This window comes from Erwinia sp. PPS120 (assembly GCF_047918655.1).
Taxonomy (GTDB): Bacteria; Pseudomonadota; Gammaproteobacteria; order Enterobacterales; family Enterobacteriaceae; genus Erwinia; species Erwinia tasmaniensis_A.
In genome coordinates this window covers 42518-63834 of sequence record NZ_JBLREF010000001.1, presented here as the reverse complement: position 1 = coordinate 63834, position 21317 = coordinate 42518, and the positions used below count along the sequence as shown (strand labels likewise).

Sequence of the window (21317 nt, the reverse complement as noted above, 5' to 3'; positions counted from 1 at the left end):
CAGTACTACCCGCCTCATCGCGACCCTGCGCGATTACAACAGGGAGTCAGCTTAAAAACCGTTTAACTTACGGTCACGCGCCCACTCTTCAGGGGTATAGGTTTTTATCGATACCGCATGGATACGGTTGTCGGCAATAAACTCCATCAGCGGCGCATAAACCGTCTGCTGTTTTTTTACCCGGCTGAGTTCGCCGAACAGATCACCGACGGCGATAACCTGAAAGTGGCTGCCCTCACCGGTAACGTGGACTTCCTGAAGCGGCAGCGCGCTCATCAGCACGGCCTGGATTTCGCTATTTTCCATAAGACTTCTTATATTCGATATTTGAGAAACAGGGCACTATCTTAGTGGAAAGCGACGCTATCTTAAACAAGCAAAAAAGCCCCTCAGGAGCAAGGGGCTTTGGATGGCAGACCTGAAGGGGCTTTTCAGGCAGATGAAACAATGATCTGCTGCAAATTGTAGAGGGCAATCAGCGAAAGAAGTTTATCGGTGATACCAGCAAAGTGCAGGGCATTGCCCTGCCCCAGGGCAATCTGCCGCAGGTGAACCAGCAGCGCCAGCCCGGCAGAATCCACGCGGTCCAGTGCTGAGACATCAATGATATCAACCTGTTTCATTACCGTCTCTCGCTCTGCCCAGAGCGCCAACAGCGTTTCTCGCTCCAGCTCCCCGGACAGATGCAGCTGCCGCTCGGTAATTTGCCAGCTTAATGGCTCACGCATTACTGCTGCTTATCCAGAGTGATAGGCTGTTTTGCCGCGGAATTAAGCAGTGCGGTCAGACCATCAACCCCTTTCTGACGCAGCGTATCGCTCCACTCGTTCTGTTTGGTGGTTATCATGCTTACCCCTTCAGCAATCATGTCGTACGCCTGCCAGTCGCCGGTGCGGCTGTTTTTACGCCACTGGAAATCAAGGCGAACCGGTGGGCGGCCATTGGGATCGATGATCGTCACGCGAATAGCGATGATATTGGCGTCGGCATAAGACTGAGGAGGAGCGATCTGGTAGGTCTGTCCATGATAAAGCGCGAGCGCCTGACCGTATGCCTGCGCCAGATAATCACCAAAAGCTTTGAAGTAGGCTTCACGCTGGGCTGGCGTGGCTTCTTTGTAATAACGGCCCAGGACTAATGCACCTGCATATTTAATCTGTACGTAAGGCAGAAGCTCTTCACGCACGATTTGACGCAGGTAGTTAGGATCCTGCTTAATTTTCGGCTGCTCGGTTTTGAGACGCGTAAAGGTTTTTGCCGCCGCCTCATTCATTTGCTCGTAGGGATTGGTCTGGTCAGCAGTAGCCGCGCTGGCGATACCGGGGGCAATAACCAGCATGGCTACCATCAGGAAACGTTTAAACATTACTTATCCTCTTGAGGTTGAGTCGTGGCGGCAGGCGCAGGTTGCGCAGCAGCACCCGCACCCGCAGCCGCCGGTGATGCATCTTTCTTGTCGTTACCGTTGCCGCTCTTATACAAGAACTGACCAATGAGATCTTCCAGTACCATAGCTGACTTCGTATCCTGAATGGTACTGCCATCCTTAAGTATAGTCGTTCCCATATCCGGGTCGTCAAAGCCGACGTTCAGCGCCAGGAACTGTTCACCCAGCAGGCCAGAGGTTCTGATGGCCAGCGAGCTGGTATCCGGCAGCTGATTATATTTATCTTCAATGTCCATGGTCACGCGGGGCGACAGCGTTTTATCGTCGAGTGAGATATCCGACACGCGGCCAATGACCACCCCACCAATTTTAACCGGGGAGCCGGTTTTCAGGCCGCCGATATTATCGAAGGTGGCATAGAGGCGCCAGGTTGGTTCGTTGCCGAGAGATTTCAAATCGGCCACACGCAGGTACAGAAACAGCGCCGCACAGAGCGCCAGCAGCAGGAACGCCCCTACCCAAATTTCGCTTTTTTTCGTTTGCATCGAATCAGTTCCCAAACATCAGTGCCGTAAGCACAAAATCCAAACCGAGTACTGCCAGTGAGGCATGTACCACAGTACGCGTCGTTGCCCGACTGATCCCTTCTGAGGTCGGGATCGCGTCGTAACCGTTGAACAGCGCAATCCACGTCACCGTAAAGGCAAACACGGCGCTTTTAATGACGCAATTGACAATATCAGTGCGCACATCAACGGCGTTATGCATCGCTGACCAGAAAAACCCGCTATCAATCCCCTTCCAGCTCACGCCGACGATGGCGCCGCCCATGATACCGACCGCCACAAATATCAGCGTTAACAGCGGCATACTGATAAAGCCTGCCCAGAAACGAGGAGAGATGATTCTGCGTAGCGGATCGACGGCCATCATTTCCATACTGGAGAGCTGCTCCGTTGCTTTCATCAGGCCAATCTCAGCCGTCAGCGCGGACCCTGCCCGCCCCGCGAACAGCAGCGCGGTGACTACCGGCCCCAGTTCACGCAGTAGCGAAAGCGACACCAGCATACCCAGACTGCTTTCGGCACCATAAGTGTTCAATACCAGATAGCCCTGGAGACCCAGAACCATGCCGATAAACAGTCCCGACACCACAATAATCAGCAGCGAAAGTACACCGATGCTGTAAAGTTGTTTGACTAACAGCGGAGCATGTTTGCGAAAGCGGGGGATCCCCACCAGCGCATGGAAGAGCATCAGCCCGGCGCGTCCAAACGAGGCGCAGGTGTTGATCCCCTTACGTCCTGTTGACGCCAGTGCACGTAATAACATTAATGTATTAACTCCCTGAGCCGGTTAAATCTTGCAGGTAATCCCCTGCCGGGAAGCGAAACGGCACCGGACCATCTGCGATGCCATCAATAAACTGGCGCACGCGAGGATCCTGATTCTCATGCAGCGCGCTGGCCGTTCCCTGTGCAATCACTTTTTGACCGGCGATGATATAAGCATAGTCGGCGATGCTCAGGACTTCAGGCACGTCGTGCGAAACGACAATGCAGGTCATACCCAGCGAGTGGTTAAGCTCATCGATCAGCTTTACCAACACGCCCATGGTAATGGGGTCCTGACCGACAAAAGGCTCATCAAACATAATCAGCTCAGGCTCAAGCGCAATTGCCCGCGCCAGCGCCGCACGCCTGGCCATTCCGCCTGACAGCTCGGAAGGCTTGAGCCATGCCGCACCGCGTAGCCCTACGGCTTCCAGCTTCATCATCACCGTACTGTGCAATAGCTGGGGGGGGAGCTGAGTATGCTCACGTAGCGGCCAGGCCACATTATCAAATACCGTCAAATCGGTGAACAGTGCGCCCGACTGAAACAGCATACTCATTTTCTTGCGCGCCTCATAAAGGCGTGAGCGGGAGAGGCTGGGTATGTTCTCACCGTTGAACCAGATTTCACCGCTATCGGGCCGCAGTTGCCCGCCAATTAAACGCAGCAGCGTTGTTTTACCAATGCCTGAGGGACCCATAATGGCAGTAACTTTCCCTTTGGGCACAGTAAGCGAGATGTTATCGAACACCGGCCTGTCTCCGCGGGCGAAGCTCACGCCCCGGACATCCACCAAATTCGTCTCCGTCTGGCTCATAGTTACCTCTTATCCTCTCAATCCAGGCACATGTTAACCTCCGATGGTAGCGTATAACCTACCAGGCAGGACACTTTTACAGAAACTTACGGCGAAGACGTGGCTAAAACTGGCATACGTTTTACTTTTTGCCTTCAGACCGTCAAAATCACCGCATTGACTGACAACGCCTTCATTTTCCTCTGTCACGCAAGGCAGCCGACGATTATACCCGATCAAAGGACATTTCATGCTCGTAGCTACCGCACTATTGTTTATCGGTTTAGTCCTGCTGGTATATGGTGCAGATCGTCTGGTTTTTAGCGCCGCGATTCTCTGTCGTGCATTGGGCGTTCCCCCTCTGATTATCGGGATGACCGTAGTGGGGATAGGCACTTCCCTTCCCGAACTGATTGTGGCCTTCTCCGCCTCTACGCACGGACAGATGGATATTGCCGTCGGCACGGCGCTCGGCTCGAACATTACCAATATTCTGCTGATCCTGGGCGGCGCTGCCCTGATCCACCCGCTTACCGTTCACTCTAAGCTGGTGCGCCGCGAGCTTCCCCTGATGCTGTTAGTCACGCTTTTATGCGGCGTGCTGCTGTGCGATAACGCGCTGAGCCGGGGCGACGGCGTGCTTCTGCTGGCGCTGGCCGCCGCCTGGCTGCTGTTTATTATCAAAATTGCCCGCCGCGCCGAACGGGATAACAGTGACTCCCTCACGCGCGAGCAAATCGCCGAACTGCCACGCGACGATGCGGGCAACACGGTCGCATTTCTCTGGCTGGCAGTAGCGTTAATTATCCTGCCTATGTCAACCAGCATGGTGATTGATAATGCGACCGTAATCGCGAACTACTTCGGCATCAGCGAACTGGTTATCGGCCTGACGATAATTTCTGTCGGCACCAGCCTCCCTGAGCTGGCGACGGTGCTTGCCGGTGCGCTCAAAGGCGAAGATGACATTGCGATAGGCAATCTGATTGGGTCGAATATCTACAATATTGCCATCGTTCTGGGCGTGCCCGCGCTGATCCACCCTGGAGCAGTTGATACCCAGGCTTTTGCGCGGGATTATTGGGTTATGCTGGGCGTCAGCGCCCTTTTTACACTTTTGTGTCTACAGCGTAGCCGCTGCATTGGAAGAGTCGCAGGTTCGCTGCTGCTCTGCGGCTTTGTTGCCTGGGTCGCCGTGCTTTACTGGCAGCCTGGCGCTACCTTCTGGTAAAAGGATTGTAAACTATGGCACCTCGAATGCTCGATCCGGGCTTTGATTTTCAACAGGCTGGCAGGGACGTTCTGAACATTGAACGTCAGGGGCTGGAACAGCTTGATCTGTACATTAACGAAGACTTTACCGAAGCCTGCAAGCGGATCTTCAGCTGCCGGGGTAAAGTGGTGATAATGGGCATGGGTAAGTCGGGTCACATTGGTAAAAAGATGGCCGCGACCTTCGCCAGTACCGGAACGCCGGCCTTTTTTGTTCATCCGGCCGAAGCCAGCCACGGCGATCTCGGCATGGTCAGCGCAGGTGACGCCGTCATTGCCATCTCCAATTCAGGCGAATCCTCCGAGATCCTTGCGCTGATCCCGGTACTGAAACGTCTGCACGTTTCACTTATCTGCATCACCAGCAGACCAGAGAGCGCAATGGGCCGTGCTGCCGATATCCATCTCTGTGTTAAAGTACCTAAAGAAGCCTGTCCGCTGGGCCTGGCGCCGACCACCAGCACCACGGCGACGCTGGTGATGGGAGACGCCCTGGCCGTCGCCCTGCTAAAAGCACGTGGCTTCACCGCAGAAGATTTTGCGCTCTCCCACCCCGGCGGCACCCTGGGGCGTAAGCTGCTGTTAACCGTTAATGATATTATGCACGCGGGCGATGAGATCCCTCACGTCAGCCGCGATGCCTCCCTGCGCGATGCGCTGCTGGAGATAACGCGCAAAAATATGGGTATGACGGTCATCTGTAACGATCTGATGAAGATTGAGGGCATCTTTACCGATGGTGACCTGCGGCGGGTCTTTGATATGGGCATTGATATTCAACACGCCAGCATTGCCAGCGTAATGACCTCAGGCGGCATTCGGGTCCGCCCCAATACGCTGGCCGTGGAGGCGCTCAACCTGATGCAGAGCCGTAATATTACCGTAGTGATGGTGGCCGATGGCGACCATTTGCTCGGGGTTGTCCATATGCATGACATGCTGCGTGCCGGCGTAGTCTGACAAGGAATCTGAACATAATGAGTACATCCGCAGGCTGGGTTGAGACCTGTTACGGCACGGTAAGCGCAGACGTTATGTCGCGCGCCCGGGCGATTGCGCTACTGATTTGCGACGTGGACGGCGTTATGTCCGATGGCGTCATTTATCAGGGCAATAATGGCGAGGAGCTGAAAGCGTTTAACGTGCGCGACGGCTACGGTATTCGCTGCCTGCTGACCTCTGACGTGGAAGTGGCTATTATTACCGGCCGCAAAGCAAAGCTGCTGGAAGACCGCTGTGCCACGCTCGGCATTACACATCTTTACCAGGGTCAGTCTGATAAGCTTCTGGCCTTCCGGGAACTTCTGGATAAACTGTCGTTAACGCCGGATAGGGTAGCTTATATTGGCGACGACCTGATCGACTGGCCGGTAATGGCAGAAGTGGGCCTTAGCGTAACCGTCGCAGATGCTCATCCGGTACTGCTTCCGCGTGCAGATTATGTCACTCGCCTTGCGGGTGGGCGCGGGGCGGTACGAGAAATTTGCGATCTGATTTTAATCGCCCAGGACAGATTTGATGAGGCCAAAGGACAGTCTGTATGAGTAAAACAAGGCGTTGGATTACGCTGCTGCTGGCCCTGGTGGCTATCGTGCTGATCGGCTGGAATATGGCCGATAACGACAAGGGCAATGCCCCGGCGGCGGCAAACGGGCTGGAGCCAACCTATACCAGTGAGACCTCAAATACGGTGGTTTATAACCCCCTGGGGGCGCTGAGCTATAAGCTGGTTTCCGATAAGGTGACTTACTTTTCGCAGGATGGCGTGAGCTGGTTTGATAATCCGCTTATGACCACCTATGACGAAAATAAGGTTCCTACCTGGTCCGTCAGAGCGGATAAAGCCAAACTGACAAATGACCGGATGCTGTATCTGTATGGTCACGTTGAGGTTAACAGCCTGACGAAAGATGCTCAGCTCCAGCGCATCAAGACCGATAATGCCGTGGTCAACCTCGTAACGCAGGATGTTACGTCAGAGGATCAGGTAACGCTTTATGGCAGTAGCTTTAACTCATCAGGCATGAAGATGCGTGGGAATTTACGGAATAAAACTGCCGAGTTGATTGAAAAGGTCAAAACCTCCTATGAAATTCAAAATGAAAAACAACCTTAAGTTCATCACGCTCAGCTTGCTGCTGGCTGCAAGCCTGCCGGCGTTTGCCCTGACGGGTGACTCCAGTCAGCCGGTTAACGTCTCTTCCGAAAACCAGTCGCTGGATATGCAAAGCAACGTCACGACCTTTACCGGTAATGTGGTTGTCACTCAGGGAACCATTAAAATTACTGCGGACAAGGTTGTGGTGACCCGTCCCGGCGGCGACAGTAAAAAAACCATCGTTGATGCCTGGGGCAATCCGGCGACCTTCTACCAGATGCAGGATAGCGGCAAGCCGGTGAAGGGCCACGCTCAGAAAATGCATTATGAGCTGGCGAAAGACTTCGTTGAGCTGACCGACAATGCCTATCTTGAGCAGCTTGACAGCAATATCAAAGGCGATCGCATTACTTATCTGGTTAAAGAACAGAAAATGCAGGCCTACGGCAGCACCGGTAAACGCGTAACTACCGTACTGGTACCGTCACAGCTTCAGGATAAAGGCACTCCGTCAACCGGACAGAAAAAGAGTAATTAATGGCTACTTTAATTGCGGAAAACCTGGCGAAGGCCTACAAAGGCCGTCGCGTGGTGGAAGATGTCAGCCTGCAGGTTAAGTCAGGCGAAATTGTGGGCCTGCTGGGTCCGAACGGCGCGGGTAAGACCACCACCTTCTATATGGTGGTCGGCATTGTCCCTCGCGATGCGGGCCGCATCGTCATTGATGATGAGGATATCAGTATCCTGCCCCTGCACGCGCGCGCGCGGCGCGGGATAGGCTACCTGCCTCAGGAAGCCTCCATCTTTCGCCGTCTGAGCGTGTATGACAACCTGATGGCGGTGCTGCAAATTCGTGACGATCTGACCACGGAACAGCGTGAAGATCGCGCCAACGAGCTGATGAATGAATTCCACATTGAACACCTGCGCAACAACATCGGCCAGGCGCTGTCCGGTGGTGAACGCCGCCGTGTGGAAATCGCCCGCGCACTGGCAGCCAATCCAAAGTTCATTCTGCTGGATGAGCCCTTTGCCGGCGTCGATCCCATTTCCGTTATTGATATTAAAAAGATCATCGAACATCTGCGCGACAGCGGTCTGGGCGTGCTGATCACTGACCACAACGTTCGTGAAACGCTGGCCGTTTGTGAACGCGCGTATATTGTCAGTCAGGGCCATCTGATTGCTCACGGTTCCCCGGAAGAAATCCTGGCAGATGAACAGGTTAAACGCGTCTATTTGGGAGAAGAGTTCAGACTCTGATAAGGTGTCCAGACCGGGTAAAATTTTTGAGGAATTACTATCCTGAATATGAAGCAAGGTTTGCAACTCAGGCTTAGCCAACAGCTTGCCATGACGCCACAGCTGCAACAGGCCATTCGTCTGCTGCAGCTCTCTACGCTTGAACTACAGCAGGAAATACAGCTGGCGCTGGAAAGTAATCCGTTGCTTGAGCAAACCGACATTCATGAGGAAGTTGACGCTCGGGAGTATCAGGAGAAAGAAGCGCTGGACACACGGGAGGCACTTGAGCAGAAGGATATGCCAGAGGAGCTTCCGCTCGATGCCACCTGGGATGAGATCTACACTGCAGGCACCCCCTCTGGCACCGGGTCCGATTATCATGATGATGAACTGCCGGTCTATCAGGGGGAAACGACCCAGTCGCTTCAGGATTACCTGATGTGGCAGGTTGAACTGACGCCCTTTAGCGAAACCGATCGCGCCATTGCCACTTCGATTATTGATGCGGTAGATCCCACCGGATATCTGACGGTCACGCTGGATGACATTCAGGAAAGCATGGGCAACGACGATGTCGCCATGGAAGAGGTCGAAGCCGTATTGAAACGGGTACAGCGCTTCGATCCCGTTGGCGTCTGCGCACGCGATCTTCGCGACTGCCTGCTGGTTCAGCTTTCCCAGTTTCCCGATACGCCCTTCCTGAAGGAAGCCCGCCTGATCGTCAGTGAACATCTCGACCTGCTCGCTAATCACGATTTTCGCAGCCTGATGCGCATCACCCGGCTCAAGGAAGAGGTGCTGAAAAATGCGATGCAGCTGATTCAGTCTCTCGATCCGCGTCCGGGGCAGTCGATTAATACCGGCGAATCCGAGTACGTGATTCCTGACGTGCTGGTGCGTAAAGTCGGTCAGCGCTGGAGGGTGGAGCTCAACGCAGATAGCGTTCCGCGCCTTAAAATCAATCAACACTATGCCTCGCTGGGCAGCGCTACTCGCAGCGACAGCGACAGCCAGTTTATTCGCAGCAATCTTCAGGAAGCGAAATGGCTGATCAAAAGTCTTGAGAGCCGTAATGATACGCTGCTGAAGGTCACCCGCTGTATTGTCGAGCAGCAGCAGGCTTTTTTTGAACAGGGCGAAGAGTTTATGCGTCCGATGGTGCTGGCAGATATCGCCACCGCCGTCGATATGCATGAATCAACCATTTCACGCGTGACCACGCAGAAGTATCTGCACAGCCCACGTGGCATCTTTGAACTGAAATATTTTTTCTCCAGCCATGTGAATACCGAAGGCGGAGGCGAGGCCTCTTCTACGGCAATCCGCGCACTGGTGAAGAAATTAATCTCGACGGAGAATCCCGTCAAGCCGCTTAGCGACAGTAAGCTGACCACCCTGCTCTCCGATCAGGGCATCATGGTGGCCCGCCGCACCGTCGCGAAGTACCGAGAGTCTTTATCCATCCCGCCTTCGAATCAGCGTAAGCAGCTGGTCTGAACGAACAGATAAGGAAGAAAGTATGCAACTCAATATCACTGGGCAAAATGTTGAAATTACCGATCCTCTGCGCGAATTTGTCACCACTAAATTTGCTAAGCTGGAGCAGTTTTTCGACCGAATCAATCAGGTTTATATTGTTCTCAAAGTCGAAAAAGTCACGCAGATAGCCGATGCGACCCTGCATGTGAACGGCGGCGAGTTGCATGCCACCTCGGAAGAAAAAGATATGTACGCGGCGATTGATGGCTTAGTAGATAAGCTCACTCGCCAACTCAATAAACATAAAGATAAGTTAAAACAACACTAAACTCACTCAGGCATTGATTCTTTTTTCGCCACCCTTATGTAGAGTAAGAACGTGACGTGAGATTGACCGGCCCGTACTCTGATTATGGCGTACGGGCTGTTTGATCATTAAGGCATGCTGCAGTCGGTCGGGCGTTTTCGATACATCGCTAACCTGTGCTCAGTGATGCAAAAGATGACACCTTTTGCCAGGCGGAAGTGAACAAGTAAGTGAACCCATTATGAACAATGACTTAACACTGGAACTGAGCACGGTACTAAGCCTCTCCTGCACCCGAAGCGGCGTACACTGTCAGAGTAAAAAGCGGGCGCTGGAGATTATCAGCGAGCTGGCTGCTAAGCAGCTTAACCTCCCGCACCAGACCATCTTTGAAGCTATCCTTACGCGTGAACGTATGGGCAGTACCGGGATTGGCAACGGCCTCGCCATTCCGCACGGCAAGCTGGTGGAAGACACCCTGCGCGCGGTCGGCGTCTTTATCCGGCTCGACCAGCCCATCGCCTTTGATGCCATTGATAATCAGCCAGTGGACCTGCTTTTTGCCCTGCTTGTCCCAGCCGACCAGTGTAAAACACATCTGCACACGCTTTCTCTGGTGGCCCGGCGTCTGGCGGATAAAACGATATGCCGCCGACTTCGTGCGGCTCAGACTGACGAAGAGCTGTATGAGATCATGGCAGAGGGCCATGAAGAGACCTAGCGTGCATGCAGCTGATTTCCGTCGGCTGGTTAGATGAATGTTGTGAGGGCTGAAAGGAGCCGGATGTCCTGCGCGATTCCTCTCTTTCAGTCAGCGGCAAATCAGGAGAAAACGTCATGGTGCTGATGATTGTCAGCGGTCGATCCGGTTCCGGTAAGTCTGTCGCGCTGCGCGCGCTGGAAGATATGGGTTTTTACTGCGTGGATAATCTCCCCGTTGTCCTGCTACCGGAGCTGGCAAGGTCTCTTGCTGACCGCAATATGTCAGCGGCGGTCAGTATCGATGTCCGCAATATGCCTGAATCGCCGGAGGTGTTCGAAAAGGCGTTAACCAGCCTGCCCGAGTGCTTTTCGCCTCAGCTGCTGTTTCTGGATGCCGATCGCAATACGTTAATTCGCCGCTACAGCGATACACGACGGCTGCACCCCCTCTCCAGTAAGAACCTCTCCCTGGAGAGCGCCATAGACGAAGAGAGCGACCTGCTTGAACCGCTGCGCTCACGCGCAGACCTGATTGTGGACACCTCGGAGATGTCGGTGCATGAGCTGGCAGAGATGCTGCGTACGCGCCTGCTGGGCAAGCGTGAACGTGAGCTGACCATGGTATTTGAATCTTTCGGCTTCAAGCATGGCATTCCGATTGATGCCGACTATGTTTTTGACGTGCGCTTTCTGCCCAATCCGCACTGGGATCCCAAACTGCGCCCAATGACCGGCCTGGATCGCCCGGTTGCGGCGTTTCTTGACCGCCATACCGAAGTGCATAACTTTATCTACCAAACGCGCAGCTATCTTGAGCTGTGGCTACCAATGCTGGAAACCAATAACCGCAGCTATCTGACCGTGGCGATTGGCTGTACCGGCGGTAAGCATCGCTCGGTCTATATTGCCGAACAGCTGGCGGATTATTTCCGCTCGCGCGGCAAAAACGTTCAGTCACGCCATCGCACGCTGGAAAAACGTAAATCATGACCGTCAGACAAACCGTTGAAATTAAAAATAAGCTGGGGATGCATGCCCGCCCGGCGATGAAGCTCTTTGAACTGGTACAAAGCTTTGATGCGGAGGTGCTTCTGCGTAACGAAACGGGCACCGAAGCCGAAGCAAGCAGCGTTATCGCCCTGCTGATGCTGGACTCCGCCAAGGGACGGCAGATTGAAATCGAAGCTACCGGCCCGCAGGAGGTACAGGCACTGGCGGCGGTTATTGAGCTTTTTAACGCCGGTTTTGACGAAGATTGATGCTTTTAACAGAGTCATCATTATGGGCGTCAACGTCCCGTCACGCCCATAAAGATCTGAGGCCGTTACAGCTTATGCTGTCGGATAAAACCTTCTCCCCCTAACTGACGCATCTGTCGCAGGATCCACTGCTGCCGCTGAAGGATATACCCCGACGGCCGATCGGCCCGAAAGCGGACAGGATTAGGCAAAACGGCGGCAAGCAGCGCCGCTTCTGACATGGTCAGACGGCTTGCCGGTTTGTGAAAGTAACGCTGGGACGCCGCTTCGACACCAAAAATGCCCTCGCCAAACTCAGCTACGTTAAGATAGACCGTAATAATTCTTTTTTTCGACCAGACCGTTTCAATGCCAACGGTGAGCATCGCCTCTAATCCCTTACGCACCCAGCTGCGCCCCGCCCACAGGAAGACATTCTTTGCCGTTTGCTGAGACAGAGTGGATGCGCCTCTCATTTGACCACTTTCACTGTCCAACACGGACTGAATGGCCTGTACATCGAAGCCCCAGTGGGTGGGAAAGGTTTGATCCTCAGAGGCAATCACCGCCAGCGGCATCCAGGACGAGATTTCATTTCTGGAAACCCAATCGGAATGGGCAACATAGCTAAAGTCACCACTCAGCCACGCGCCAACCTGCCGCTCTGTCATAACGGCAGAAAAGGGGACGGGTAAAAAAGAAAACAACAAAATTCCCGCTATCCAGATGCCAAAAACAGTTAATACAATGCTGGTAAGCCAAAACCTGATGCGCTGAGCGAGCGATTTTTTCCTCTGGCTCATAAAAATAACTCCATTTCTCTCTTATCTATTTTAGTTAAAAAACGTTGATCAGGGCGTAACGCGATAGCGTAAGGCACATAAAATTACCGCCGAATTTCTGCATCTTAATTTACCTCTTTTTAGAACTTTATCCGAAAATGCCCTAACGGCTTCAACCACTTCCGAATAAAAGGAATCGGTTCCATGCGTCAGAATTGTGCATCCTGTGCTGCTCAAAATCGAAATTAGCATGCCTTATGCCAGAAAATAAAACATTAGCTTTTATTATCATTTCTTGCGTTGAGCTTAGCCAAATCGTGCTAATCCTTACCCGCATCGGGCATAAGCGTTAACAATTGCCCCGTTGTCGCGGTGGCAGCGCCCGGCCCATTTTGTTAAGATAATCCGACTGCTGGCCGGTATTTAATCGATAAAATATTACTCTTAAGTTTTGAAAAGTTTCCTGCTCTTCGGCTAAGAGCCCGAGACCTGAATCTCATAAAAAATAAGTTTTACAGCCAGTTAAATATTTATCAGGCGATGAATTTTTTTTTAGCTATAGTGCTAGCGTCTGGACAGAGTCTGGAAGACAGAATGTAAATTAATTCCACACAAAAAATGCCACAAACGTTCACTTTTCCACCAATAAGGCGTTAAATTTCATTCCAGGCTTGACTGTATCATCAAATTAATGTTTCCTGTCTGCAAACGCCGTTCCACTTCACAGATTTTAATGAATCTGGTAACATGTGATGTAGGATTTGCTACAGTAGTTACTAAGTATGATGCGAGATTTAGTTATACCAGTAACGAACCGTTGTAACGTAGCGTTTTTACCAATACCGCGCCTGTGCTTAATACTCTTACTTTTAGAATTGCGCAGGTAACCCTTTTCCCTGGTGTTGGCGCAGTATTCGCGCACCCCGGCTTCGGTCGGGGTCATTTTTTTTCAAGACTGGTCACCCACTCCCGTAATACTTCAACGTCGTGACGCCACTCAAGTTTCAGTTCGTCCACCCACTCCTGTACGTTGTCCCACCAGGCGGGCAGTTCCGGGCTTTGGATCTGTTTGGCGATATGCTGTAAATGAATCAGCCCTACCGATCCCGCAGCGCCTTTGATTTTATGTCCTTCTTCCGCAATGCCTTTTTGATCCCGCGCCATCATGTTTGAGTCCAGTACCGCCAGATAGCCCGGCATCATTTGCTCGAACATCTCAAGGCTTTGAACAATAAGCTGCGGACCTACCAGTTCAATGTATTGTTGCAGCATATCGATATCCAGCAAAGCCAGCTTTTTCTCGTCCACGGCACTCTCCTGTCGGTCTTCGTCAGCCGTCTGCTGCTGAGAATCCCAGTATTTTTGAATGATGGCCGTCAGGGCAGGCACGGCCAGCGGTTTACTCAATACGTCATCCATACCCGCATCCAGGTAATCTTTTTTGTCCTTGAGCACATTGGCGGTCAGGGCCACCAGCGGAGGCAGACGCTGACCGGCAAAACGCTGTTGGATATGACGTGCAACATCCAGCCCGGTCATATCAGGGAGCTGGATATCCAGCAGTACCAGGTCAAATTCATCGGGATCGAACATCGCCAGCGCGGCTTCACCGGTCATTGCCACCTCAACGCTGTTACCGAGCTTTTCCAGCACCGACCGTGCCACGACCACATTCAGTTCAATATCCTCAACCAGCAGCACATGCAGCGCCGGTAGCGGCATATCATCAGACGCCTGCTGTTGGGAAACCTGTTCAGCTATGCGCGGCGCGTTAACGGTCAGGGTAAAGCAGGAGCCCGCTCCGGGGGCGCTGCGAACGGTAATGTCTCCCCCCATGCTTTGCGCCAGACGCCGCGAGACCGCCAGACCAATGCCGGTGCCCGTTGCCGGTTTGCCGCCGTGCTGATCCTTTACCTGGTAGTACATGGCGAAGATTTTATCCTGCTCGTCCTGCGGGATCCCCATCCCCGAATCTTCCACCTCAAACCGCAGGCAGGTTTCACCTGGGCAGGAAACCCGCACAACAATACTGCCCTGCTGAGTGAATTTCACCGCGTTGCCAATCAGGTTCCATAAAATCTGCCGTAGTCGGGTGCCGTCGGTCACGATTTTTTGCGGCAGCGGCAGCTCAGGCTCCAGTAAGAACTGGAGGCCTTTAGGCTGTACCAGCAGGCCTGAGAGGTTTTCGAGATCGGCGAGGAAACCGGTGAAATCCACCGGCTGGTTGTCCAGCTGCACTTTACGCCGCTCAATTTTATCCATCTCAATCACGTCATTGAAAATGTTGCCCAGGGTGATGGCCGAGACGTGGATAGTTTTGAGGTAGTTAAGCTGTTCAGGGTTAAGCCCGGTATCCAGAAGAATTCGGCTCAGACCGACGATGCCATTAAGCGGCGTACGAAGCTCGTGGCTGATCGTAGAGATAAAAGTGGTCTTTTCCCTGCTGGCGTTCTCTAACGCGTCCTGATAGCGCTTACGCTCGGTTATATCGCGTCCAAAGCCCATTAGCCCGCTGCGTTTGCCCACGCGATCATAATAGGGGACCTTGCGAATTTCAAAGCAGGCCTTGCGCCCATCGGGATATTGCAGCCACTGCTCATAGGTCAGTGAAACGTTATGGCGGAAGACTTTCTCGTCCGTTTCCAGCACCTTACTGGCCGCATCATCGTCATACACGTCGCGTGGCGAAAGGCCGATTAGCAGCTTCTCACTCATGCCGGTTAGCAGTTCCATTGCACGGTTACAGCCAGAAAATTGCTGATCGATATTGCGATAGAAGACCAAATCAGGAGAAGCATCAAGGAATGAGCGCAGGAAGGAGGATTGTTGCTCAAGTTCAATTTGCGCCTGTTCACGCCGGGCCATCTCTTCTTTTAGCCGATCAACCACCAGCAGACGAGCCTCTTCGGCCTTAATGCGATCCGCTATTTCATGATTAAGCTGGCTGATGTTCTCTTTCATCTGCTGATTGAGTTCCAAATCGCGGTGGCGCATCTCCTCCAGCTTATCCACCAGGCGGGAAAGACGCTGCCGCGACTCCTCCAGCTGTTCCACCACAACGGAAAGAAAATAGACCGCCCAGGGGGTGATCAGCAGGCCAAAAAAGACTGAGCGGACAATATCTATGCTTTCCACATGCCCGCGCAGCACCATCGTGACCGCCATCTGCACGATCATTGCCAGCACCACCAGCGCAGATGCCAACAGCAGCGAGAAGCGCACCAGTCCCAGTTTCACCATCAGGTCAACGTAGTACTGGGCCAATAAACGAATTTGTTTCATAAAAGATCCCTTCCAGATCGAAGGCGATAATCATACCGTAAAAGTGTCAGATACGTAGGGCCGGGCAGCAGAAGGTCTGCGCACTCTGTTGGTGCAGCCCGATGGCTGTCGAGGAGGCAGCGACCCTTCCTGAAGCACCCGCCGGGCTTCACCTGGCAATACCTGATTCGGCCACCGATATAAAGAATTTAAGCTTAACGATATCCCTGATGGCGAAGATCCTGCTGCAGGGTCAGGAATCAGTGAAATGCATAATTGAGACGGAAAAAGCATGGACATTTTTTTCCTGAGAGGCGAAATCATAGCGCCACGGCGTGAAAGGAGCAAAAAGAGATGAGCTGCCGCAGGAATAAAAATGCAAGAAAATTATTTAAATATTCAATCCAGGCCAATTAATTTTGTTAATCCAAATCGCCTGTTTTCTTCAAATATGCGTCAGCGTTAAAAACAGTGTGTTCCAAGGCTTAAGTGTGCTTTACCAGCATTTTCTGCTAACAATAGTCATGGCCCCAGCATGGGGCAGAGATTTCCCCCCTGCACTACAGTGATACAGTTCACATTTCATCCCCTGTGCCCACGAGTAAGAGTGGGAGAAAAACATGAATAAAAAACTTAATTATCATAATCTTACTTGAGACAAGCGGGGTAAAGCCGCCTGTAAGCCGCCTTGTTGACCTGAGTTCGCTTTCCCGATAAGTTGGAAATCCGCTGGAAGCTTACTGGATGGGTATTCAACCCGTCATACTTATGCAGTTATAGAGACTCCCTCTGAAGCAAGTTCTCAACGCTTGCAACACCGATGCTAACGGAAAGATATAGAGGGGCGACAAAAAGGGTGAGCGTAGCTCGTAAAACCTGTCGCCATGCCCTTTCTACGTCTGCCCATCGTCGGCGCAGGGAATCCCGCAGAGCCTGGGGAGGTTCACTATTATGTTGTACGATAAAACCCTTGAAAAGGATAACTGTGGTTTCGGCCTGATCGCCCACATAGAAGGCGAACCTAGCCATAAGGTAGTGCGTACCGCTATCCACGCACTGGCCCGTATGCAACACCGTGGCGCGATACTTGCTGACGGCAAGACCGGCGATGGCTGTGGCCTGTTACTACAGAAACCCGATCGTTTCTTTCGCGTTGTGGCCGAAGAACGTGGCTGGCGCCTGGCGAAAAACTATGCGGTTGGCATGCTGTTTCTGAATCGTGATGATGAGCTGGCTCGTGAAAGCCGCCGCATTGTTGAAGAAGAAGTTCTGCGCGAAACGCTGTCGATTGTTGGCTGGCGTGAGGTCCCCGTGAATGAGGGAGTGCTGGGCGAAATTGCCCTCTCCTCCAAGCCGCGTATCGAGCAGCTGTTTATCAATGCGCCCGCCGGTTGGCGCCCGCGTGATATGGAGCGCCGCCTCTTTATGGCGCGCCGCCGTATTGAAAAGCGCATCGAAGACAAAGAGTTTTACGTTTGCAGCTTCTCTAACCAGGTCAATATTTATAAAGGCCTGTGCATGCCGACGGATCTCCCTCGCTTCTATCTGGATCTTGCCGATCTGCGACTGGAGTCGGCCATCTGCCTGTTTCACCAGCGCTTCTCGACCAATACCGTGCCGCGCTGGCCGCTGGCTCAGCCGTTCCGCTATATGGCGCACAACGGTGAAATCAATACCATTGCCGGTAACCGGCAGTGGGCAAAAGCACGCGCCTATAAATTTAAAACCCCGCTGATCCCCGATCTGCAGGATGCCGCCCCCTTTGTCAATGAAACCGGCTCGGATTCCAGCTCCATGGATAACATGCTGGAGCTGTTCCTGAGTGGAGGGATGGATCTTATTCGCGCAATGCGGCTGCTGGTGCCACCGGCCTGGCAGAACAACCCGGATATGGATCCTGAGCTGCGGGACTTCTTCGATTTCAACTCCATGCATATGGAACCCTGGGACGGCCCGGCAGGTATCGTTATGTCCGACGGGCGCTATGCGGCTTGTAATCTTGACCGCAACGGCCTGCGCCCGGCGCGCTACGTTATTACCAAAGATAAACTGATCACCTGCGCTTCAGAAGTAGGGATCTGGGACTATCAGCCGGATGAGGTGATTGAAAAAGGACGCGTCGGCCCGGGCGAACTGATGGTCATTGACACCCGTGCGGGGCGTATCCTGCACTCTGCCGAAACTGATAACGATCTGAAAAGCCGCCACCCTTACAAAGAGTGGATGGAGAAAAACGTTCGTCGCCTGGTGCCCTTTGAAAACCTGCCTGACGATCAGGTGGGCAAGCGTCTGCTGGATGACGATCTGCTGGCCACCTTTCAGAAGCAGTTTGGTTACAGCGGTGAAGAGCTGGATGCCATTGTCCGCGTACTGGGCGAAAATGGGCAGGAAGCCGTCGGCTCCATGGGTGATGATACGCCTTTCGCCGTTCTGTCCAGCCGCCCCCGCGTGATTTACGATTACTTCCGCCAGCAGTTTGCTCAGGTTACCAATCCGCCTATCGATCCGCTGCGTGAAGCGCACGTGATGTCACTGGCCACCAGTATCGGTCGTGAGATGAACGTGTTTTGTGAAGCGGAAGGCCAGGCACACCGCCTGAGCTTTAAATCACCGATCCTGCTCTATTCCGACTTTACCCAGTTAATCAGTCAGGAGGAGGAGCATTATCGCGCCGACAAGCTTGACTGCACCTTCGTTCCGGCCGAGGCGTCGCTGAAGGAGACGATCCTGGCGCTGTGCGACCGGGCGGAAGCGTTAGTCAAAAATGGCACAGTGCTGCTGATCCTCTCCGATCGCGGCATCAGTGAAACACGCCTGCCGGTGCCGGTGCCTATGATAGTCGGAGCGATTCAGACCCGGCTGGTCGATAAAAGCCTGCGTTGCGATGCCAACATCATTGTTGAAACCGCCAGCGCGCGCGACCCGCACCACTTCGCTGTCCTGCTCGGCTTTGGCGCGACCGCGATTTACCCTTATCTCGCCTATGAATCTCTGGCGAAGATGGCGGACAGCGGCGTCATTAATAAAGACTACCGCACCCTGATGCTGAACTACCGTAACGGCATCAACAAAGGGCTGTATAAAATCATGTCCAAAATGGGCATCTCAACCATCGCCTCCTACCGCTGTTCTAAGCTGTTTGAGGCCGTGGGTCTGCACGGTGATATTTGCGACCTCTGCTTCCAGGGCGTGGTCAGCCGAATCAGCGGCGCGACCTTTGCCGATTTCCAGCAGGATTTACTTAATCTATCCAAACGTGCATGGCTTAAGCGCAAACCGCTGGATCAGGGCGGGCTGCTGAAATATGTCCACGGTGGTGAATATCACGCTTACAACCCTGACGTGGTGGCCACGCTGCAAAAAGCCGTGCAGAGCGGTGAATACGGCGATTATCAGCAGTATGCGAAGCTGGTAAATGAGCGTCCTGTGGCCGCCCTGCGCGACCTGCTGGCGGTAAATGCCGGCAACAGCACCGCTATCAGCGTTGATGAGGTGGAACCCGCCAGCGAGCTGTACAAGCGCTTTGACACCGCGGCGATGTCTATCGGCGCACTTAGCCCGGAAGCCCACGAATCGCTGGCCGAGGCCATGAACAGCCTGGGTGGCTACTCTAACTCCGGTGAGGGCGGTGAAGATCCGGCGCGCTACGGCACCAATAAAGTCTCGCGTATTAAACAGGTAGCCTCAGGACGCTTTGGCGTGACGCCAGCCTATCTGGTCAATGCAGACGTGATTCAAATCAAAGTGGCACAGGGCGCGAAGCCAGGCGAAGGCGGCCAGCTGCCTGGTGATAAGGTGACGCCATACATCGCCAGACTGCGCTATTCGGTGCCCGGCGTGACGCTGATTTCACCGCCGCCTCACCACGATATCTACTCGATTGAGGATCTGGCCCAGCTGATTTTCGATCTCAAGCAGGTCAATCCGAAAGCGATGATTTCGGTCAAGCTGGTCTCTGAACCGGGCGTTGGCACCATTGCGACCGGCGTGGCCAAAGCCTATGCCGATCTGATCACCATCGCGGGCTACGACGGCGGCACCGGTGCCAGCCCGCTCAGCTCGGTGAAATATGCCGGCTGCCCCTGGGAGCTGGGCCTGGTGGAAACCCAGCAGGCGCTGGTGGCAAACGGCCTGCGCCACAAGATCCGCCTGCAGGTCGATGGTGGTCTGAAGACGGGGCGCGACATCATCAAAGCGGCTATTCTGGGCGCTGAGAGTTTCGGTTTCGGTACTGGCCCGATGGTGGCGCTGGGATGTAAATACCTGCGTATCTGCCACCTGAACAACTGCGCAACGGGCGTGGCAACCCAGGACGAAAAGCTACGCCAGAATCATTATCATGGCCTGCCTTTCCGCGTGACCAACTACTTTGAGTTTATCGCGCGTGAAACCCGCGAGCTGATGGCGGAGCTTGGCGTGAAGCGTCTGGTGGATTTGATTGGCCGGACCGATTTGCTGACCGAGCTGGAAGGCTTTACCGCCAGGCAGCAGAATCTGGATCTCTCCGCTCTGCTGGCCACCGCTAAGCCGATGCCCGGCAAAGATGTGTTTTGTACCGGCAGCAATCCGCCGTTCGACAACGGCGCGCTTAACAAGGCGCTACTCGACTGCGCCATGCCGTTTGTGGAAGCGAAACAGTCCAAAACCTTCTGGTTCGATATTCGCAATACCGATCGTTCCGTCGGTGCGACGCTGTCAGGTGCGATTGCGCTTCTTCACGGCGATCAGGGGCTGGCTTCCGATCCGATTCGGGCGCACTTCAGCGGTACGGCAGGTCAGAGTTTTGGCGTATGGAATGCCGGTGGCGTCGAGCTGACCCTGACCGGGGACGCTAATGACTACGTGGGCAAAGGCATGGCAGGGGGAATGCTGGCCGTGCGTCCGCCGATGGGCTCAGCCTTCCGCAGCTTTGAAGCGACCATCATTGGTAATACCTGCCTGTACGGTGCAACCGGCGGCAAGCTGTTTGCGGCTGGTCGCGCCGGTGAGCGTTTCGCCGTACGTAACTCTGGCGCCATTACCGTGGTAGAAGGTATCGGTGACAACGGATGTGAATATATGACCGGCGGTATTGTCTGCGTGTTGGGCCGCACCGGGGTGAACTTCGGCGCGGGGATGACCGGCGGCTTCGCTTACGTTCTGGATGAGGACGGCGAGTTCCGCAAACGCGTCAACCCGGAACTGGTTGAAGTGTTAAGCGTGGACGATCTGGCGATTCACGAGGAGCACCTGCGTGGCCTGATCACCGAGCATGTTCAGCATACCGGCTCGTCCCGCGGCGAAGAAATTCTGGCTAACTGGCCAGCCTGGTCGTCTAAGTTCTCACTGGTTAAACCAAAATCCAGTGACGTGAAGGCATTGTTAGGTCACCGCAGTCGTTCCGCAGCGGAGCTGCGCGTGCAGGCGCAGTAAGAG

Annotated in this window: 20 protein-coding genes; 12 read left to right on the top strand and 8 right to left on the bottom strand. The window is 53.8% G+C overall.

The annotated features are described in order from the left end of the window. Nucleotides 1-51: 51 nt before the first annotated feature. The 6 genes from ibaG to mlaF form a co-directional block, all read right to left on the bottom strand. Nucleotides 52-306 (bottom strand): BolA family iron metabolism protein IbaG, encoded by a 255-nt coding sequence (gene ibaG, locus ACLRGG_RS00300; protein ID WP_345829152.1) that lies wholly within the window; start codon nucleotides 304-306, stop codon nucleotides 52-54. Between the two features lie 125 nt (nucleotides 307-431). Then, entirely contained in the window at nucleotides 432-728 is a 297-nt protein-coding gene (gene mlaB, locus ACLRGG_RS00295) for a lipid asymmetry maintenance protein MlaB (protein ID WP_416247882.1), read from the bottom strand. Beyond that, nucleotides 728-1366, bottom strand: coding sequence for a phospholipid-binding protein MlaC (mlaC, locus tag ACLRGG_RS00290; protein ID WP_416247881.1), 639 nt, complete (start codon nucleotides 1364-1366; stop codon nucleotides 728-730). The genes mlaB and mlaC overlap by 1 nt, the downstream gene beginning before the upstream one ends. Next, a complete protein-coding gene (mlaD, locus tag ACLRGG_RS00285; protein ID WP_416247880.1) occupies nucleotides 1366-1932 on the bottom strand; it encodes an outer membrane lipid asymmetry maintenance protein MlaD in 567 nt (188 codons plus the stop codon). The genes mlaC and mlaD overlap by 1 nt, the downstream gene beginning before the upstream one ends. A gap of 4 nt (nucleotides 1933-1936) precedes the next feature. Continuing rightward, nucleotides 1937-2719 (bottom strand): lipid asymmetry maintenance ABC transporter permease subunit MlaE, encoded by a 783-nt coding sequence (mlaE, locus tag ACLRGG_RS00280; RefSeq protein ID WP_345831629.1) that lies wholly within the window; start codon nucleotides 2717-2719, stop codon nucleotides 1937-1939. A gap of 7 nt (nucleotides 2720-2726) precedes the next feature. Then, nucleotides 2727-3539, bottom strand: a complete 813-nt coding sequence (gene mlaF, locus ACLRGG_RS00275; protein WP_416247879.1) for a phospholipid ABC transporter ATP-binding protein MlaF — start codon at nucleotides 3537-3539, stop codon at nucleotides 2727-2729. 229 nt (nucleotides 3540-3768) lie between these two features. On the opposite strand from mlaF, the gene ACLRGG_RS00270 reads away from it, so the two are divergent. The 11 genes from ACLRGG_RS00270 to npr all read left to right on the top strand — a co-directional run bounded on the left by ACLRGG_RS00270 (nucleotide 3769) and on the right by npr (nucleotide 11880). After that, nucleotides 3769-4749, top strand: a complete 981-nt coding sequence (locus ACLRGG_RS00270; protein ID WP_416247878.1) for a calcium/sodium antiporter — start codon at nucleotides 3769-3771, stop codon at nucleotides 4747-4749. 14 nt (nucleotides 4750-4763) lie between these two features. Further along, entirely contained in the window at nucleotides 4764-5750 is a 987-nt protein-coding gene (gene kdsD, locus ACLRGG_RS00265) for an arabinose-5-phosphate isomerase KdsD (protein WP_416247877.1), read from the top strand. Nucleotides 5751-5767: 17 nt separating this feature from the next. Then, nucleotides 5768-6334, top strand: coding sequence for a 3-deoxy-manno-octulosonate-8-phosphatase KdsC (gene kdsC, locus ACLRGG_RS00260; RefSeq protein WP_416247876.1), 567 nt, complete (start codon nucleotides 5768-5770; stop codon nucleotides 6332-6334). After that, a complete protein-coding gene (gene lptC, locus ACLRGG_RS00255) occupies nucleotides 6331-6906 on the top strand; it encodes an LPS export ABC transporter periplasmic protein LptC (protein WP_416247875.1) in 576 nt (191 codons plus the stop codon). Before kdsC ends, lptC begins: the two co-directional genes overlap by 4 nt. Further along, nucleotides 6878-7426, top strand: coding sequence for a lipopolysaccharide ABC transporter substrate-binding protein LptA (gene lptA, locus ACLRGG_RS00250; RefSeq protein ID WP_416247874.1), 549 nt, complete (start codon nucleotides 6878-6880; stop codon nucleotides 7424-7426). The genes lptC and lptA overlap by 29 nt, the downstream gene beginning before the upstream one ends. Then, complete coding sequence (gene lptB, locus ACLRGG_RS00245) at nucleotides 7426-8151, top strand: LPS export ABC transporter ATP-binding protein (protein WP_416247873.1); 726 nt, start codon at nucleotides 7426-7428, stop codon at nucleotides 8149-8151. Before lptA ends, lptB begins: the two co-directional genes overlap by 1 nt. A 48-nt stretch (nucleotides 8152-8199) precedes the next feature. Then, entirely contained in the window at nucleotides 8200-9630 is a 1431-nt protein-coding gene (rpoN, locus tag ACLRGG_RS00240) for an RNA polymerase factor sigma-54 (RefSeq protein WP_416247872.1), read from the top strand. 22 nt (nucleotides 9631-9652) lie between these two features. Beyond that, nucleotides 9653-9940 (top strand): ribosome hibernation promoting factor, encoded by a 288-nt coding sequence (gene hpf / locus ACLRGG_RS00235; RefSeq protein ID WP_416247871.1) that lies wholly within the window; start codon nucleotides 9653-9655, stop codon nucleotides 9938-9940. Between the two features lie 220 nt (nucleotides 9941-10160). Further along, nucleotides 10161-10640: a PTS IIA-like nitrogen regulatory protein PtsN gene (ptsN, locus tag ACLRGG_RS00230; RefSeq protein WP_416247870.1), complete on the top strand. Its 480-nt coding sequence runs from the start codon at nucleotides 10161-10163 to the stop codon at nucleotides 10638-10640. A gap of 116 nt (nucleotides 10641-10756) precedes the next feature. Then, entirely contained in the window at nucleotides 10757-11611 is an 855-nt protein-coding gene (gene rapZ, locus ACLRGG_RS00225) for an RNase adapter RapZ (protein ID WP_416247869.1), read from the top strand. Beyond that, nucleotides 11608-11880: a PTS phosphocarrier protein NPr gene (npr, locus tag ACLRGG_RS00220; protein ID WP_416247868.1), complete on the top strand. Its 273-nt coding sequence runs from the start codon at nucleotides 11608-11610 to the stop codon at nucleotides 11878-11880. Before rapZ ends, npr begins: the two co-directional genes overlap by 4 nt. Nucleotides 11881-11945: 65 nt before the next feature. Here the strand turns inward: npr and mtgA are convergent, their stop codons facing one another. Continuing rightward, the gene (mtgA, locus tag ACLRGG_RS00215; protein ID WP_416247867.1) at nucleotides 11946-12662 is read right to left on the bottom strand and encodes a monofunctional biosynthetic peptidoglycan transglycosylase; all 717 of its coding nucleotides are present in this window, start codon (nucleotides 12660-12662) and stop codon (nucleotides 11946-11948) included. Nucleotides 12663-13580: 918 nt separating this feature from the next. After that, nucleotides 13581-15923 (bottom strand): aerobic respiration two-component sensor histidine kinase ArcB, encoded by a 2343-nt coding sequence (arcB, locus tag ACLRGG_RS00210; protein ID WP_416247866.1) that lies wholly within the window; start codon nucleotides 15921-15923, stop codon nucleotides 13581-13583. Nucleotides 15924-16853: 930 nt separating this feature from the next. Between arcB and gltB the strand changes: the two genes are divergently transcribed. Then, nucleotides 16854-21314: a glutamate synthase large subunit gene (gene gltB, locus ACLRGG_RS00205; protein WP_416247865.1), complete on the top strand. Its 4461-nt coding sequence runs from the start codon at nucleotides 16854-16856 to the stop codon at nucleotides 21312-21314. The last annotated feature ends 3 nt before the right edge of the window (nucleotides 21315-21317 follow it).

Bases quoted from the DNA above. Each gene is read 5' to 3' on its own strand.
- ibaG (WP_345829152.1), bottom strand. From the start codon at position 306: ATGGAAAATAGCGAAATCCAGGCCGTGCTGATGAGCGCGCTGCCGCTT.
- mlaB (WP_416247882.1), bottom strand. From the start codon at position 728: ATGCGTGAGCCATTAAGCTGGCAAATTACCGAGCGGCAGCTGCATCTG.
- mlaC (WP_416247881.1), bottom strand. From the start codon at position 1,366: ATGTTTAAACGTTTCCTGATGGTAGCCATGCTGGTTATTGCCCCCGGT.
- mlaD (WP_416247880.1), bottom strand. From the start codon at position 1,932: ATGCAAACGAAAAAAAGCGAAATTTGGGTAGGGGCGTTCCTGCTGCTG.
- mlaE (WP_345831629.1), bottom strand. From the start codon at position 2,719: ATGTTATTACGTGCACTGGCGTCAACAGGACGTAAGGGGATCAACACC.
- mlaF (WP_416247879.1), bottom strand. From the start codon at position 3,539: ATGAGCCAGACGGAGACGAATTTGGTGGATGTCCGGGGCGTGAGCTTC.
- ACLRGG_RS00270 (WP_416247878.1), top strand. From the start codon at position 3,769: ATGCTCGTAGCTACCGCACTATTGTTTATCGGTTTAGTCCTGCTGGTA.
- kdsD (WP_416247877.1), top strand. From the start codon at position 4,764: ATGGCACCTCGAATGCTCGATCCGGGCTTTGATTTTCAACAGGCTGGC.
- kdsC (WP_416247876.1), top strand. From the start codon at position 5,768: ATGAGTACATCCGCAGGCTGGGTTGAGACCTGTTACGGCACGGTAAGC.
- lptC (WP_416247875.1), top strand. From the start codon at position 6,331: ATGAGTAAAACAAGGCGTTGGATTACGCTGCTGCTGGCCCTGGTGGCT.
- lptA (WP_416247874.1), top strand. From the start codon at position 6,878: ATGAAATTCAAAATGAAAAACAACCTTAAGTTCATCACGCTCAGCTTG.
- lptB (WP_416247873.1), top strand. From the start codon at position 7,426: ATGGCTACTTTAATTGCGGAAAACCTGGCGAAGGCCTACAAAGGCCGT.
- rpoN (WP_416247872.1), top strand. From the start codon at position 8,200: ATGAAGCAAGGTTTGCAACTCAGGCTTAGCCAACAGCTTGCCATGACG.
- hpf (WP_416247871.1), top strand. From the start codon at position 9,653: ATGCAACTCAATATCACTGGGCAAAATGTTGAAATTACCGATCCTCTG.
- ptsN (WP_416247870.1), top strand. From the start codon at position 10,161: ATGAACAATGACTTAACACTGGAACTGAGCACGGTACTAAGCCTCTCC.
- rapZ (WP_416247869.1), top strand. From the start codon at position 10,757: ATGGTGCTGATGATTGTCAGCGGTCGATCCGGTTCCGGTAAGTCTGTC.
- npr (WP_416247868.1), top strand. From the start codon at position 11,608: ATGACCGTCAGACAAACCGTTGAAATTAAAAATAAGCTGGGGATGCAT.
- mtgA (WP_416247867.1), bottom strand. From the start codon at position 12,662: ATGAGCCAGAGGAAAAAATCGCTCGCTCAGCGCATCAGGTTTTGGCTT.
- arcB (WP_416247866.1), bottom strand. From the start codon at position 15,923: ATGAAACAAATTCGTTTATTGGCCCAGTACTACGTTGACCTGATGGTG.
- gltB (WP_416247865.1), top strand. From the start codon at position 16,854: ATGTTGTACGATAAAACCCTTGAAAAGGATAACTGTGGTTTCGGCCTG.